This is a genomic window from Neotamlana sedimentorum, from assembly GCF_000943565.1.
Taxonomy (GTDB): Bacteria; Bacteroidota; Bacteroidia; order Flavobacteriales; family Flavobacteriaceae; genus Neotamlana; species Neotamlana sedimentorum.
The window spans coordinates 25,332-41,038 of record NZ_JTDW01000016.1 but is presented as its reverse complement, the minus strand read 5'-3'; the positions used below and the strand labels follow the sequence as shown (position 1 = coordinate 41,038).

The following is a 15,707-nucleotide window of genomic DNA, read 5'->3' as shown; positions in this document are numbered from 1 at the left end:
AAACTTTAACCTACACACTTTTGTTTAATACTTTAAATACGTCTTCTCAAGTAATTATTATTGGTTTTATAATCGTTTTGCTTGGGCTTGTTTTTAACTATAGTTTTAAGTTAATAGAAACTGCCTATGTGGTAAAATATAGAAAGCCGTTTTTTAATCATTTTTACATCATTTTAAAGCAGTTAAATGCAAACGACCGTAATTTTTTAAAAAATAGTTTTAAGTTTTATTCACGATTATCTTTTAAGGAGCAAAAATATTTTGAACATAGGTTAATTAGATTTAAAAATGATAAGGACTTTTTAGGAAGAGAAGGCGTGGAGGTTACCGAAGAGATGAAAATATTAATATCGGCCACAGCTGTAATGCTTACTTTTGGTTTTCGTGAATATTTAATTCCTTCCATTGAAAGAATTGTTGTGTATCCCGACGTGTTTTTTTCAACTACAAATCAAACCTATAATAAAGGAGAATTCAACCCAAGTTTAAAGTCGCTAGTTTTATCCTGGAAAGATTTTAAAAAAGGCTATGCCATTCAAGATGATAATATAAATTTAGGAATACACGAATTTACTCATGCTATTCAAATAAACAGTATACAATCTCGCGATGTTAGTTCTATAATATTTAGTGATACATTTGCCGAATTGTCAAAATTACTACATAGCGAAGAATATTTGAAAAGCAGTTTAGTGAAATCTAAATATTTTAGAGATTACGCTTATACAAATCAATTTGAGTTTTTAGCCGTAGCATTAGAAACTTTTATAGAAACACCATCGGAGTTTAAAAGCCAGTTTCCGGAGATTTATTATAAAATTAAGCAAATGCTTAATTTTGAAGTGGCAGGGTATTAAGTTTTATTCATGACAATTATCATGAATTTTAGTGTATACATTTTATAATTTTAATCAAATAAAAATATAAAATGTCATGATACGAAAGGTTCCAGTTTCAATGTTAATGACCACACCCGTTATAACATTACACAAAGAAGATAGTTTAGAAAAGGCCGATATGTTGTTTAAAAAACACCATATACGCCATATTCCTATAGTTGAAGGTAATAGGGTTATAGGTATGTTAAGTTACACAGATTTACAGCGTTTAAGTTTCTGCGATTATAATTTAGCAGGAAATAACGAGATTGATGCTATGGTTTATAACATGTCGATTAACCAAGTCATGAAAGAAAATATAGTAACTATATCAGCAGCAAGTAGCGTAAAAGAGGCTGCCGAAATATTTTCACGAGAAGAGTTTCATGCTCTTCCTGTTATAAAATACAATAAGTTAATAGGAATTATAACTACAACAGATTTAATAAAGCTGTTATTAAATCAATTTTAATTATTTACGCTTTGTTTTAAATTGGTAATGGTTTGTGTTTGATTTTTGCTTTTAAAAATAAAGCTTCCAGCAACTAATACATCTGCGCCCGTGTCTGTAAGTTTTTTACTGTTTTTATCGCTAACACCACCATCAATCTCAATTAAGGTGTTAGCACCTTTTTCTGTTATAAGACTTTTAAGCTGAGCCACTTTATTGTAAGTGTTCTCAATAAAACTTTGTCCGCCAAAACCTGGATTAACACTCATAATGCAAACTAAATCGATGTCTTGTATTACATCTGCTAAAAGGTTTACATTGGTGTGCGGGTTTAAAGCAACTCCGGTTTTCATTCCTTCTGCTTTTATAGCTTGTAAAGTGCGGTGTAAATGCGTGCAAGCTTCAAAATGTACGGTTAAATAATTAGCTCCTAGTTCTGCAAAGGTTTTTATGTATCTATCTGGGTCAACTATCATTAAATGAACATCAATAGTTTTTTTAGCATATTTGGTTATGGCTTGTAAAACAGGCATACCAAATGATATGTTCGGTACAAATACACCATCCATAATGTCTATGTGAAACCAATCGGCATCACTATTATTAATCATTTCTATATCGCGTTGTAAGTTTGCGAAATCTGCAGCTAGAACAGAGGGTGCTATTAGTTTATTAGACATTTTAGTTTATATATATATATTAAAACAAAACTAATATTTTTTTATTGGTCTTCATCTAAAAATGATTCTATATTTTGAAGAAAAAGAGAAATGTTTGCATTGGAAGATTCTATTTTCACTAGGTAATTTTGTAAGTCGAAAAGCGAACTTGTTTCTTGAATAATGCTGTAGCCAAATTCAAAATTTGAAAAACTTAAAGCAGTAATAGAAGTGTTTAGTAATTCTTCTATATTTGAATGTCTGCGATCTTTAATAATTTTTAGATACAATTGATTCAAATGGTCTTCAGGTCCTTCCAATATTTGAAAAAACACATCACCGCGCTTTATTAATACACCCGAAATATTATGTTTGTCGTTATTTTTTTTAGTTTCTAAAAAAAGTTGTTCGGTGTCTAGAATACTTAAAGTATCGCGCACTATACTTTTGTAACAAATAGTTTTTAACATTTACTAAATATAGTCATTTTTGAAAAAAAAATGATGATGAACTAAAAAAATAAACCCGCGGTAATCAGCCGCGGGTTCTTTCATCAATCAAAAAACGAACAGTTATGTTTAAACTGTTGTTACCTTAATTTAGACGTAAATTTTATAAAAAACTTACTATCCTAAATATGTTTTTAATATTTTACTTCTAGACGTATGTTTTAATCTACGAATAGCTTTTTCTTTAATTTGGCGTACACGCTCACGAGTTAAATCGAAAGTTTCACCAATTTCTTCAAGTGTCATTGGGTGTTGGTTTCCTAAGCCAAAGTATAAACGAATAACATCGGCTTCACGAGGTGTTAAAGTTTCAAGAGCACGTTCAATTTCTGTGCGTAAAGATTCGTGTAATAATTCTTTATCTGGGTTTGGTGATTCACCAGAATTTAAAACATCGTAAAGGTTAGAATCTTCACCTTCAACTAAAGGCGCATCCATACTTACGTGACGACCAGAATTTTTCATCGATTCTTTTACGTCGTTAATTGTCATATCTAACTCCTTAGCAATTTCTTCAGCAGAAGGTGGGCGTTCGTGACTTTGCTCTAAAAACGCAAATGTTTTATTAATTTTATTAATAGAACCAATTTTGTTTAAAGGTAAACGCACAATACGCGATTGTTCTGCTAATGCTTGAAGAATAGATTGACGAATCCACCAAACGGCATAAGATATAAATTTAAAACCACGAGTTTCATCAAAACGTTGTGCCGCTTTAATTAACCCTAAGTTTCCTTCGTTAATTAAATCGGGCAGGGTTAATCCTTGGTTTTGATATTGCTTAGCTACCGATACCACAAAACGTAAGTTAGCTTTCGTTAACTTTTCTAAAGCAATTTGGTCTCCAGCTTTAATACGTTGTGCTAATTCAACTTCTTCGTCGGCAGTAATTAAGTCTACTTTACCAATTTCCTGTAGATATTTATCTAACGATGCGGTTTCTCTATTGGTTACCTGCTTCGTAATTTTAAGTTGTCTCATCTAAAAATCTCCTGTAATTTAATTTGTGAATATTAGGGCATTCATTGGTTATACGGACAAACCTTAAAAAATGTTACATAAAAGTGAAAATAATTTTTAATGCTTCCTTGTTTTTTTTGTTTATGGCTTTAAATAAGTAAGTTTACCAGTTCTTTTTTTATTTGTTATGTTCATTTTGTAGAAATTAAACATACAGATTCACAAAAATAAAGATGCTACTTTTACTGTAGAGTTTGAAGGCGTTAACACAAACTAAAGTTTTATTAAATGCTTATGGTTAAGATTTACAGCATCTAGCATATCTTCGGTAAACTTATAATGTCCTCGAGCGGTAATTAATCTAAAACGAAAAGACTTTAAGTTACTAAGTGTATTTAAAAATAACCATTTGGATTTTAAAAGTTTTGGTTTTTCCGATTTTAAACCAATATCAAAATAATATGTTCTACCTTCTTTAGTTGCTGTTATATCTGGTGTTATGCTGATATCACTTCCAGATTTTACATATTGTTTTGGACGGTCATAACCCTTAATATCAGCTTTAATATTTTCAAAACCATGATTTTCTAAATAAGAAATAGAGTCTTTTAATATGTCTGAATATTTTTCTTTGTCTTTATAAATCATATCATAAAATATATAATTAAAGAGCACATTTACAAGTTTTTAACAGGTTTTAACGTAATTCTAGTACATTTATGTTTAAAGCTATAAAAAAGTCATGGCATCTTCTCTAATAATACGTTGCCTTGTAATTTCAATTTTTGAATGTATTTTGTTAAAAAATAAGGTTCTGTCTTTTTCGCCGGCTGTAACCAGTAGTTTTGAGTTAGACATTTGTTTTCTTAAAAAGTCATGCATTAATAAACAAGTTTCTTCATGTTCAACTTTAAAATATGTTAAAACGGTAAATGGAACATAAAATACTTTTTGTTTAGGTGTAACTATCATTAAACTATTTGTAAGAACATGTAAATCGCACTTATATAATTTGAAGGAGTTTTCCCTATCGGTTTCCAAGATGCTTTGATTTATAGTCATTTTTTCGGTATGCCCAATAACAAGATCAATATCATCACATATTTTAAGGGCAACCTCTTTAGATACAAGGCCAGCTTCAAAATAATATATAAGTTGGTGAAGTGTTCCTGTTACCGTATTATCACTCCATAATTCTGTTATGTTTATATTTTTATAGAGTTCTCCGAGCTCTATTGCACTATTAAGAAGCGAAACGGGAATTTGCTTCATCCAGTCGTCGAATGAAATTTTGGTTCTTGCCATTTCTTCATTTAGGTCCTTTAACCATACGTACATTTTGTAACGAGTTAAATAGCTATCTGTCAATAAATGAAATAAAGGGATATCTTTTCCAGAATAAATAAACTCTGCTTCCTTTTCTTTTGTTAGGTGCAGAACATTTTGAAGTGATGCCTTGAACCACATTTCTAATCCTTTTTCATTTTTTGGTAATGGTGGTAGCTCTACCACGATGTGATCTGGACTATCAATTTCAAAAAGTTTGTTTAACGAAATTTTGAAATGTTTGGCTAGTTTAACACTTTCTTCAAGTGATAAATTAGTTTTTAAATTGATACGTCTGTATGCCGCATCGTAGCCAATGTCTAATACACCAGCCATTTCGTCAACAAATGATGTGTTGTTTTTAGACTTATTTTTTAAGTATTTTATAAACTGTTCTTGCATTTTTTGAAAAATTACAAGTTCTAAGGAAGATGTTTTGTGAAAATTAAGATTTTATTTTTAAAATTTTGGACAATTTTAAAGAATGATTGTTAAAAATAGTAAATACCTTTGGGTAAAGAAGAACTATTTGCTATTAACAAGTTAAAAATCCCCATGAAAACACAAGAATCAAAGAAATTAAATAAATTACTTATACTACTCAATAAGTTATTAGATCATTACATTTATATTGTGCTAATAAATAAAAAAAACAAGTCTAAGGTTAATTTAAATAGCTGAATTTCTTATATTTAGTTTAAATTTAATGATGGTATTTGGGTTCTGTAATTAATTTTTTTCTAATAGCTGGTGTTGTTCAAGGTTTAGCCTTTAACCTTGTAACTATGTTTGTGAAGAAAAAATGTGATAAGGTTATTGTTTTCCTTAATTTAACAGTTTTATTTATTTCTCTAAACAATCTTCAAAGGTGGCTTATTGATAATGATTTTATTTCAGATTTATTTTTAATACAACAACTTCTTGTCCCTTGGTATTTTTTAATACTACCTATGTTTTATGCCTTTACCACTCATTTTTTAAGAGTTCAGGAGAAAGTAAACGACTTTTTAAGAATTTCGATTGCAATTTTCTTTTTTGAAATAGTAATTCGACTGTGTGTAATTTCCTATGTATATTATGAGGTTCCGGAGAGAGACACTTCGCTGATACAAAACTATACTACTTTCGAAGATATTTTTAATTTAATTTATGCCATATTTTTATTTGTAAATTCATGTTTGTTAATTTTTAAACGGAACCAGTTAATTTCTTTTATTTTATCTTATGATGATTTAAATTGGATCAAATGGTTTATACGTTTTGGTACTGTGGTTATTGTTTTTTGGGCAGGGGCTTTGGCTATAAAAACCTTAACAGGTAATGAAGATGCTTATGTGTTCTTAAGAGTAGGATCATCAATTCTTTTGTATTGGATAGGGTATCAAGGATTTTACAAGTATAATGTTCTAAGAGATCGTATTGTGTTAAGAAGTTCGATTGATACTCACTTTTTAAAATTGACAACTCCTAATACTCACATTTCTAATCAAGAAGAAGACGGTTTTTATAACGAAAAACACAAACAGGATTTTGAGTTGGTTAGAAACTATATTATTGAAAATAAACTTTACTTAGACCCTTTATTAAACATGGAAATTTTGGCTATTAATGTTGGTATGAGTAAAAGTTACTTGTCTAAACTTATAAATTCATATAGTGACTATAATTTTTCTGATTTTATAAATTCTTTAAGGGTAGAACAGGCTAAACAATTTTTGTCTAATAATGAGTTTAGCGAGTATACTATAGTTGCTATTGGATTAGAATGTGGTTTTAACTCTAAATCAACTTTTTATACTGCCTTTAAAAAGTTTACCTCTATTACACCTTCCGAATTCCGAAGAGAAAATTAATACCTTAAAAACTAACGTTATGATACTTCAACTAAAAGTGTAGCATGGATTATCAAATAATTTTAAGATATATTATTTTAATTGGCATAATACAAGGGCTATTATTTAATTTAATCGTCTTTATTAAAAGACGCAAGTTTACTCCATCCGTTAAATATTTAAACATAGTTGTACTTTGTTTGTCGCTTAACAATCTTAGAGAGTTTATTTTTGATGGAGATTTCTTTTCCAAATCATTTATATATGTTTATTTAACTATACCATGGCATTTTTTTATTGTACCAATGTTTTATGCTTTTCTAGTATTTTACTTAAGGCTAAACGGAAAAAGGTCTAATTATTTATGCTTTACTTACGTTATTTTCTTTATTGAAATAGTTACCCGTTTAGTGTTAATAGTATTTATTGAAAATTTTGAAAAAGTATTTGCTGATTACATGGTGTTTGAAGAAATGGTAAATGCAATGTATTCTATATTTATATTTTATAATATTATAAAATTAGTTTTCTTTAATAAAAAATCAACCTTTGAAATAGATTTGTATTATAATCTACACTGGGTTAAAAACATTTTAAAATTTGGAAGTATTTTAATGATTTTATGGGTAGTTGCTTTAATTTATTATTTTTTTACAAGAAGTGCTTGGGTTTACGATCCTCTAAAGCTTTTTTATTCTGTTTTAATTTATTGGTTAGGGTATGAAGGCTTAGTTCATACGAAAATTTTGAATGACAGAATTTCTATAAGAAATGATATAGCATATCAAAATTTTAATTTGAAACCAGTTACTAAAAATTACCAAAGCACGAAACATAATCTGTTTAACAAAAAACAGATAAAGGAACTGGTGGTAATTCAAAATTACATCATAGTTCAAAAAAAATTTCTTGATCCATTTTTAAGTTTAAGCAAGTTAGCGGAAGAACTTGATATGAGCGTTAGCCATCTTTCGCAATTAATTAATACCTACGGCCATAAAAGTTTTACCGATTTAATAAATTTCTATCGCATTGAGCATGCTAAAAAACTACTTTCTGATAAGGAATTTAAACATTATAAAATTGTTGCAATAGGTATGGAAAGTGGTTTTAATTCCAAATCTACATTTTATTCTGCATTTAAAAAATATACTTCAGTAACGCCTTCAGTTTTTAGGAGTAAGTTTTAGTCTTTTTTTGTCCGAAATAATCGTTGGACGTCCGGATTATTGCATCTTAGACCATATTGGATATTGGTTGTTAATTGTGTTAATAATTTAGCAATTAACAAATAATTCTAAAAAATATGAGGCATGATACCGATGTTAATTTTATATATTTTAAGGAAAATAAACAAAAAGTCTAACTATTCTAAAAAGTTAGTTTTGGTAATGCGTCGAGCTTTAAAATCGGTGATGCTAATAACTTTGTTTATAGTGGCGACCTCTTTTACTAAGGAGGCTAAACCATTGAAAAATATTACTTACAATATTGTTCGAAATCAAACTGTTATTGGAACAATAAGTATTAGTTCTATTATAAAAAATGATTCAGAAATTTATTCTTTAGAAAGTCATATTAATATTAAATATATATTAAAGTTTTGTATTAAGGGAGAAGAAACGTCCATTTATAAAAACGGTATTTTGGTGTATTCATCGGTATTTAGAAAGGTAAATAATAAAATCAAAGCAGATCATGATGTTGTTTACAGAAATAAAAATTACCATGAAATAAATTCGGGACATTCTAAGAAGCTTAGCCTTAAAATTATTCAGGACAACCTTGTTATGCTTTATTTAAAAGAACCTAAATATATAAATACTGTTTACTGTGATTATATAAAACAAATGGTAAAAGTAGAAGCCCTTGGTATGGGAAAGTATAAGGTTGATTTTTTAGATGGAAAATATAACATTTTTCATTACAAAAAAGGAAAATGTGTAAAGGTAGAAGCAAATAGTAGTTTATTTAACGTAACATTAATACCGGTCAAATCATGATGAATTCTAGTAATTTATGGGTACTTATTAGCATGATTTTCCTTACTTACTTTTTGGTAAGTTGGGTTTACAAAAGATTAGAGGTGGTTAACCTGGAAAGGGCATTAATTGTTACAAATGGTATTAGACTTTTAAATTTAAAACACAGTCTTGGAATTGTTCTTTTTGGAGTGCTTTTTTATTTATTGGTGCCAAAATTTCATTATCTAATCAATGTAATTAAAATTCCTCGATTACAAATTTTAATTCCTTTTATAGCTCTTTTGGTATTGTGCGCATGGATATCGAGGTTTTCTGCCAATCGTACGAATAGTTTTAGCGAAAGTTATCGCAATTTCTCTGAAGCATGGAGTTATTTTTTTATACGATTTGCGTTTTTACTATGTTACGAATTTTTCTTTAGAGGGGTTTTATTCTTTGCTTTATTGGAACAATTTGACCTAGTTTTGGCAATTATCTACTGCACGATTGCTTATGTTTTTATTCATCTATTCGATTCAAAAAAAGAAATTTTAGGAGCCATTCCATTTGGTGTTGTTTTATGTCTAATTACTTATGAAACAAGGAGTGTGTGGTATGCATTTGTACTACATTTAACGCTTTCAGCGGTTTATGAAATATCCATTTTTTATTATCAAACTTTAAATAAACAATTATGAAAGTATTAATTACTGGTGGAACAGGGTATATTGGTCGTCAATTGGCTTTGGCCTTAGCGGAAAGAAATATAAAGGTTAATGCCTTAGTTAGAGATTTGTCTTCTTCAAAAATACCCAAACATGAAAATATTTATCTCTACAAGGGAGATATATGTGATTACGAATCCATAGTCAAGGCTATTAAAAATTGCTCTTATGTTATGCATACTGCGGCTTATACAAACTTAAAAAGTCGAAGTATTGATAATTTTTATAACACTAATGTTTTAGGCACTGAAAATTTACTAAAAGCAGCCTTGGCAAATCATGTAGAAAAGGTAGTTTATACAAGTACTTTGTCTGTATTTGGTCCTTCTTATAACGGCGTACCAATTGTTGAAACTCAACCCAGAATGGCCTCATATGCCAATGATTATGAGCTTACCAAAAGTATGTCTGAAGAGGTTGTAAGACGGTATGTAAAAAAAGGGCTACCATGTCTTATTTTAAATGTTTCGAAAGTTTACGGACCGGGCTTGGGAACATATTCAAATGGTGTAAATAGGCTTATTACTATGTTCGCTAAAAAAGACTTTTTAATAGTACCAAATAGATTGGCAAGCACGTCGAATTATGTATATATTAACGATGTTGTAAATGCTCATTTGTTAGCCATGAAAACTAATATAACCAATGGTAACTATATTATTGGAGGAGATAATATTAGTTATAAAAAATTGTTTTCAGAAATTAAAACGTTAACACGAAGTAATATTAAAATTTTGAAAGTGAATTATAGGATTGTTAAAGTGTTTTTTATATTCGCTTCGATGTTTCAAGACTTAATAAAGGTAGCCCCATCGGTAACACCAAAAGTATTGGATTCTCTATTTGTTAACCGTATTTCTTCATCTGGGAAAGCTATAAAGGATTTGAATTATCGAATTACACCATTGCATTTAGGACTTAAGGAAACCGTAAAGTATTTAAGCTTAGACTTATGAAGACTTTTACTTTAATAACAGGCGCAAGCACAGGTTTTGGTAAATCGCTTGCCATTGAATGTGCAAATAGAGGAATGAATCTTGTTATGGTTGCATTACCAAGTTCTGGATTGCATGAGTTAGGTTGTTTTTTAAAAATGAACTTTAATATAGAGGCTATTACATTTGAAATTAATTTAAGTACAAAACAGAGTTGTCATAGCCTGTATAAAAAAGTTAAGGCAGCAGGAGTGTCAATTAAATATTTAATCAATAATGCTGGCGTTTTGAGCAGGGGGGTCTTTGAAGATTTAGATGAAGACTATTTTTTAACCCAAATCAGTGTAAATATTGCAGCGCCAACGCTTCTTACAAAATTGTTTTTTGAGGATCTTAAAACTAATGCTCCATCGGGAATTTTAAATGTAAGTAGTATGGCCAGTTTTTTTCATTTACCAAAAAAACAGGTTTATGGAGGCACAAAAGCATATTTACTATCTTTTTCAAAAAGCTTAAGAAAAGAAATAGGTAAGTACGGTATTTGGGTTTCAATAGTATGTCCTGGCGGTATGAATACAACAACTAGTTTATGTATACAAAATCGAAAGCTTGGTAAGCTGTCTAGAACCTCGATACTAAATCCTGAGATTGCAGCCAAAGAGACACTTCAAAAATTTCTTGCCAAGAAAGAAGTCGTCATTCCTGGAACTATGAACAAGCTATTTATGTTTTTAGATAATATAATTCCAACAACAATTAAAAACAAACTCACTTCCAATGCAATATGAGGTTATAAGTACTGATTGATTAATTATAAGATTTCTATTCAAGCCTAAATATTCTCTTTAATTTTATATCCATGAGAATCAAATACAACCGAAAAATGTAGGCATGGTTAAAATGTTAACTGGGCTAGAGATTAAAAATAACAACGGATGTGCAAGTACAAAACATAAAAATTAAAAAAGGATAGCTAATAAATTGATTTTTGTTAGGCCTTAGTTAACATAGCTTTTAACGTTTATAAATAACTTGTAATTAAATTGGGTTTATCTTAACATCACTAATTTGAAATTGACCAACATGTTTAGTAAATTTGCACTATGGGAATAAAATTGCATGAAAAGCAAAACAAAAGAATCTTTAATTTTAACTTTTTAGTGTTTAGAACACAGTCTGACAAATTCATTCCTCCTACCTTATAATTACCTTTTTTTTCTAACTGCTATTTACTGTGTTTACTACCAATGCAATTAGCTGTTGGTGGTATTCTTTTTTATTCAATTTTTTTTAAATAAATCGACAAAATCTTTTATTGGGTTACTTGTTGGTTATTAGTTTAATATGACTATTAAAACCTTCGATGCTTTTTCGAAGCTATCGTTTAATAATATTAATCGTTTAACAAATTTCCTGTATGTTCATTCTGGAGAATTTCGAGATACAAAACGAGCCATAAAAAAGTCGATTTTGTATGCAACCAAAGAAATTTCTGGTTTAGGCGGATATGTTTTTGTATTGGAAAAAGCAAATGAAATAATAGCAGCGATTGTAATTAATAAAACCGGAATGAATGAGTATATACCTGAAAATATTTTGGTTTATATAGCAGTAAAAGAAGAAGAACGAGATAAAGGAATTGGTGCGCATTTATTAAATCATGCCAAATGTTATTGTAAAGGCGATATAGCCATTCATATAAATGCTAAAAATCCGGCCATTAAACTTTTTGAAAAACACGGATTTGAAAAACGAAATATCGAAATGCGATTAATCCGTTAATCCATTTTAAACGAATTTAAAATATAAAATATGAAAATTATTAGTGTAAAACGAAACACAACTTATCAAAAAATACATACTATCCAAATGGGTGAATTAACCACAAAAGTTACCAGTATTAAAAGGTATCTATTTGGTTGGCCTATTAAAACCTTACATAAATATCGCGAAACGTATTACGGCGAGGTAAAGGACACTAAGGGTTGTATGTTGTTTATATAAACAAATAAAAAGAAAATTTATTACATGAAAGTATTAGTAATTGGAGCAGGAAACATGGGGCTTACGTATGCCGAAGGCATGTCTAAATCAAAACTTCTTAAGCGCAAGAATATTATGGTTTTAGATAAATCTGAAGAAAAATTAGAAGCGCTAAATCAAATGGAGCATTTTGATGCTTTTAGCGATTTAAAAGATTGCGTACCCGAAGCAGACATTATTTTTTTAGCGGTAAAACCGTATCATGCCGAAGCTTTATTTAAAACAATAAAGCCTATGGTAAATAGCCAACAAATAGTAATATCCATAATGGCAGGTGTAACTATAGCTTCAATAAAAGAACATACCGGTTTACAAAAAATAGTAAGAGCAATGCCTAATTTACCGGCAAAAATAGGTAGAGGGTTAACCTCATATGTTGTGTCTCCAGAAGTTTCACGAATAGAAATGTTAACTGTAGAAAGCTTATTAGATACCACAGGAAAGTCGTTGCAAGTTAGTAACGAAGAACGTATTGATGCTTCCACAGGAATTAGTGGTAGTGGGCCAGCATACGTGTTTTACTTTATGCAAAGTATGATGGAAGCCGCTATGCAAATGGGCTTTTCTAAAAACGAATCTACTATTTTGGTGAGTCAGACCTTTTCTGGTGCCGTCGAGCTTTTTAAGCAATCGAACTTATCGCCAAATTCTTGGATGGAACGTGTGGCCTCAAAAGGAGGAACAACGCGAGCAGCCTTAGATTCTATGGAAGATAATAATATAAATGAATTAATAAAAGAAGCTGCTTTTGCTGCATTTCATAGGGCGGTAGAACTTGGTAAAGCACATTAAAATGTACAAAGAAAGAATAGTAATAAAAGTTGGTACTAATGTAATGACCAATAAAGATAACCGAATTATAAAACCTGTTTTGGTAGGCTTGGTTAAGCAAATTGCAGAACTTTACGAGCGCGATATTATTTGTATTTTAGTATCATCGGGTTCTGTAATTGCCGGAAAAGAAGTGTTAGGGAAATCTAATATTGAAGATAGAACACAACGCAGACAAGTTTATTCTGCAATTGGGCAACCAAGAATGATGCGACTTTACTATGGCATTTTTCACGATTACGGTATGAAGTGTGCCCAAGTTTTACCAACAAAAAACGATTTTAAAGCAGGGGTGCATCGCGAAAATATGAGAAGTTGTTACGAAGGTTTACTCTCGGAAGGAGTAATTCCTGTAGCTAATGAAGATGATGCGGTTTCTGTGTCATCATCAATGTTTTCCGATAACGATGAGCTAGCTAGTTTAATTGCAGAATTAATTAATGCTGATAAATTAATTATTTTAACTGATATTGATGGGCTTTACGATGGACACCCAGAAGAAGCTGATAGCGATGTAATTAGAACGGTTAATCCAAGCGAAAATCTTGCTAAATACATTAAGGACGGTGGTAAAACCGAAGGTGAAGGTCGCGGTGGTATGGGATCAAAATTAGGTTTTGCACAAAAAACTGCAGCTAAAAATATTCCAACATTTATAGCAAATGGTAAAAACCCTAATACGATTATTGATATTATCGAAGGAAAATCTATTGGTACAAAAGTAGCTTTATAGCTGCTTTAGCAATTTTTGTATTTATCATGTAAACCTATGTTATTTAATATCATAGGTTTTATTTTTTCTAACCGTGTTTGTTTGGTAGCTTCACGTTTAGCACTTTTTATATATTCGCAGTATTCTCGCTGTTTACCAGGAGTTAAGTTTTTAAATGCAGCGTTTAGCTTGTCGTTATTGGTTAATTCGGTTTTTAATTCATTAGGAATAGTTACGGTTTTACCTTTGCGCTCGGGTTTAATTTCTTTACCTAATTTTTGGTTTTCAATAGCTTCTTTAACATAAGCCAGAACAATGTTTTTGTTAATGTCTTCAAAGGTTTCAAAACGCATTTGTCGTAATGCTTTTGTTTTGTTTTCTTGCGCATTAACCAAAATTTTAGATTCGTCTTTTAAAAACACACCATTAAAAAACCAAATACCAAAATGGTTTTTAAAGGCGCCTAAGCCAATAACATTCTTACCATTTACAGTATAAACAGGAGCATTCCATTTAATGGTTTCTTCAATTTCTGTAGATAAAATAAGGTTTCTTAAAAACGTTAATGCTTCAGAGAAGTTAGGATGACTTTCTATGTATTCCTCTATAGATGTTGGCTTTTTCATATTGAATATTATGCTTTAACTGCAGTCAACTCTGCAATTTTACAAATAACTTCGGCGGCTTTAATCATACTCTCTACCGGAACATATTCGTAACGTCCATGAAAATTATGTCCGCCAGCAAAAATATTAGGGCATGGTAAACCCATATAACTTAGTTGAGAACCATCGGTACCGCCACGAATAGGTTTTATTATAGGTTCTATATCTATTTGCTTCATGGCTTCTTCGGCAATATCAACAATATGCATAACAGGCTCAATTTTTTCCTTCATATTAAAATATTGATCTGTAATAACGGTTTCAATAACTTCTTTACCGTATTGCAAGTTTAGTTCGTTGGTAAGTTTTACCATAACTTCTTTTCTAGCCTCGAAATGCATTTTATCGTGGTCGCGAATTATATAATGCAATGTAGTTTCTTCAACATTACCGTTAATATTATGTAAGTGGAAAAAACCTTGATAATCTTCGGTATGTTCTGGAGTTTCAATGCGAGGTAAAGAATTAATAAATTCTTGGGCAATGTACATGGAGTTTACTAATTTATCTTTGGCATAACCTGGATGAACAATTTTTCCTTTTACAGTTACCACAGCGCCAGCAGCGTTAAAGTTTTCGTATTCTAATTCGCCAATTTGGCTGCCATCCATAGTGTATGCCCAATCGGCTCCAAATTTTTTAACATCAAATTTATGAGCACCACGACCAATTTCTTCATCTGGTGTAAAGCCAACTCTAATTTTTCCGTGTTTTATTTCAGGGTGATTAATTAAGTATTCCATAGCCGAAATTATTTCACAAATTCCAGCTTTATCATCGGCACCTAAAAGGGTAGTGCCGTCGGTTGTAATTATAGTTTGACCTTTGTATTGTAATAAATCTTCAAAATAATCTGGCGATAAAATAATGTTTTCAGTTTCATTTAAAACAATGTCTTTGCCATCGTATTTTTCAATAATTTGAGGATTTACGTTGGCTCCGGTAAAATCTGGAGACGTATCAAAATGAGAAATAAAACCAATGGTTGGTACCTCGTGTTCCACGTTACTTGGTAAGGTTGCCATGATGTAGGCGTTCTCATCAATCTCGACATCTTGCATGCCAATAGTTTTAAGTTCTTCAACAAGTTTATTTGCTAAATCCCATTGTTTTTCGGTGCTTGGTGTTGTGTTCGATGTTGGGTCAGATTCGGTATCAACAGTAACGTAACTTATAAAACGTTTTATAATATGGTCTTTTGAAATCATGCTGTTTTT

General features: G+C 30.4%; 19 protein-coding genes. 12 read left to right on the top strand and 7 right to left on the bottom strand.

Going from position 1 to position 15,707, the window contains the following annotated elements; all coding sequences use genetic code 11:
* Positions 1-20: 20 nt before the first annotated feature.
* On the top strand, positions 21-857 hold the full coding sequence (locus PW52_RS15035) for a zinc-dependent peptidase (protein WP_052823524.1): 837 nt from the start codon (positions 21-23) through the stop codon (positions 855-857).
* 76 nt (positions 858-933) lie between these two features.
* Positions 934-1,350: a CBS domain-containing protein gene (locus tag PW52_RS15030; protein ID WP_044633801.1), complete on the top strand. Its 417-nt coding sequence runs from the start codon at positions 934-936 to the stop codon at positions 1,348-1,350.
* Here the strand turns inward: PW52_RS15030 and rpe are convergent.
* From rpe to PW52_RS15005, 5 genes are all read right to left on the bottom strand, one after another.
* Positions 1,347-2,009, bottom strand: a complete 663-nt coding sequence (gene rpe, locus PW52_RS15025) for a ribulose-phosphate 3-epimerase (protein WP_044633800.1) — start codon at positions 2,007-2,009, stop codon at positions 1,347-1,349. The two genes, PW52_RS15030 and rpe, sit on opposite strands and share 4 nt — an antisense overlap.
* A 41-nt stretch (positions 2,010-2,050) precedes the next feature.
* Positions 2,051-2,458 carry a BLUF domain-containing protein gene (locus PW52_RS15020; RefSeq protein WP_044633799.1) on the bottom strand — a complete coding sequence of 136 codons (408 nt, stop codon included), beginning with the start codon at positions 2,456-2,458 and terminating at the stop codon, positions 2,051-2,053.
* A gap of 156 nt (positions 2,459-2,614) precedes the next feature.
* Positions 2,615-3,478 carry a sigma-70 family RNA polymerase sigma factor gene (locus tag PW52_RS15015; protein ID WP_019387909.1) on the bottom strand — a complete coding sequence of 288 codons (864 nt, stop codon included), beginning with the start codon at positions 3,476-3,478 and terminating at the stop codon, positions 2,615-2,617.
* A gap of 252 nt (positions 3,479-3,730) precedes the next feature.
* Entirely contained in the window at positions 3,731-4,105 is a 375-nt protein-coding gene (locus tag PW52_RS15010; RefSeq protein WP_044633798.1) for a hypothetical protein, read from the bottom strand.
* Between the two features lie 81 nt (positions 4,106-4,186).
* The gene (locus PW52_RS15005) at positions 4,187-5,185 is read right to left on the bottom strand and encodes a hypothetical protein (RefSeq protein WP_044633797.1); all 999 of its coding nucleotides are present in this window, start codon (positions 5,183-5,185) and stop codon (positions 4,187-4,189) included.
* A 314-nt stretch (positions 5,186-5,499) separates the two neighbouring features.
* Between PW52_RS15005 and PW52_RS15000 the strand changes: the two genes are divergently transcribed.
* The 10 genes from PW52_RS15000 (at position 5,500) to proB (ending at position 13,846) form a co-directional block, all read left to right on the top strand.
* Complete coding sequence (locus PW52_RS15000; RefSeq protein WP_044633796.1) at positions 5,500-6,636, top strand: helix-turn-helix domain-containing protein; 1,137 nt, start codon at positions 5,500-5,502, stop codon at positions 6,634-6,636.
* Between the two features lie 44 nt (positions 6,637-6,680).
* Positions 6,681-7,805 (top strand): helix-turn-helix transcriptional regulator, encoded by a 1,125-nt coding sequence (locus PW52_RS17240; RefSeq protein ID WP_052823523.1) that lies wholly within the window; start codon positions 6,681-6,683, stop codon positions 7,803-7,805.
* Positions 7,806-7,928: 123 nt separating this feature from the next.
* A complete protein-coding gene (locus PW52_RS14990; protein ID WP_131454012.1) occupies positions 7,929-8,618 on the top strand; it encodes a DUF6134 family protein in 690 nt (229 codons plus the stop codon).
* Positions 8,615-9,277 carry a CPBP family intramembrane glutamic endopeptidase gene (locus PW52_RS14985; RefSeq protein ID WP_082050929.1) on the top strand — a complete coding sequence of 221 codons (663 nt, stop codon included), beginning with the start codon at positions 8,615-8,617 and terminating at the stop codon, positions 9,275-9,277. The genes PW52_RS14990 and PW52_RS14985 overlap by 4 nt, the downstream gene beginning before the upstream one ends.
* A complete protein-coding gene (locus PW52_RS14980) occupies positions 9,274-10,260 on the top strand; it encodes an NAD-dependent epimerase/dehydratase family protein (protein ID WP_044633793.1) in 987 nt (328 codons plus the stop codon). The genes PW52_RS14985 and PW52_RS14980 overlap by 4 nt, the downstream gene beginning before the upstream one ends.
* Positions 10,257-11,027 (top strand): SDR family NAD(P)-dependent oxidoreductase, encoded by a 771-nt coding sequence (locus PW52_RS14975; protein ID WP_044633792.1) that lies wholly within the window; start codon positions 10,257-10,259, stop codon positions 11,025-11,027. The genes PW52_RS14980 and PW52_RS14975 overlap by 4 nt, the downstream gene beginning before the upstream one ends.
* A gap of 556 nt (positions 11,028-11,583) precedes the next feature.
* Positions 11,584-12,021 carry a GNAT family N-acetyltransferase gene (locus PW52_RS14970; protein ID WP_044633791.1) on the top strand — a complete coding sequence of 146 codons (438 nt, stop codon included), beginning with the start codon at positions 11,584-11,586 and terminating at the stop codon, positions 12,019-12,021.
* A 30-nt stretch (positions 12,022-12,051) separates the two neighbouring features.
* Positions 12,052-12,243: a hypothetical protein gene (locus tag PW52_RS14965; protein ID WP_044633790.1), complete on the top strand. Its 192-nt coding sequence runs from the start codon at positions 12,052-12,054 to the stop codon at positions 12,241-12,243.
* A gap of 24 nt (positions 12,244-12,267) precedes the next feature.
* On the top strand, positions 12,268-13,074 hold the full coding sequence (gene proC / locus PW52_RS14960; protein WP_044633789.1) for a pyrroline-5-carboxylate reductase: 807 nt from the start codon (positions 12,268-12,270) through the stop codon (positions 13,072-13,074).
* Between the two features lies 1 nt (position 13,075).
* Positions 13,076-13,846: a glutamate 5-kinase gene (gene proB, locus PW52_RS14955; protein ID WP_044633819.1), complete on the top strand. Its 771-nt coding sequence runs from the start codon at positions 13,076-13,078 to the stop codon at positions 13,844-13,846.
* Between the two features lie 5 nt (positions 13,847-13,851).
* Here the strand turns inward: proB and PW52_RS14950 are convergent, their stop codons facing one another.
* Positions 13,852-14,451 (bottom strand): YdeI/OmpD-associated family protein, encoded by a 600-nt coding sequence (locus PW52_RS14950; RefSeq protein WP_044633788.1) that lies wholly within the window; start codon positions 14,449-14,451, stop codon positions 13,852-13,854.
* Positions 14,452-14,459: 8 nt separating this feature from the next.
* Positions 14,460-15,698 (bottom strand): peptidase T, encoded by a 1,239-nt coding sequence (gene pepT, locus PW52_RS14945; protein ID WP_044633787.1) that lies wholly within the window; start codon positions 15,696-15,698, stop codon positions 14,460-14,462.
* Positions 15,699-15,707: the final 9 nt, after the last annotated feature.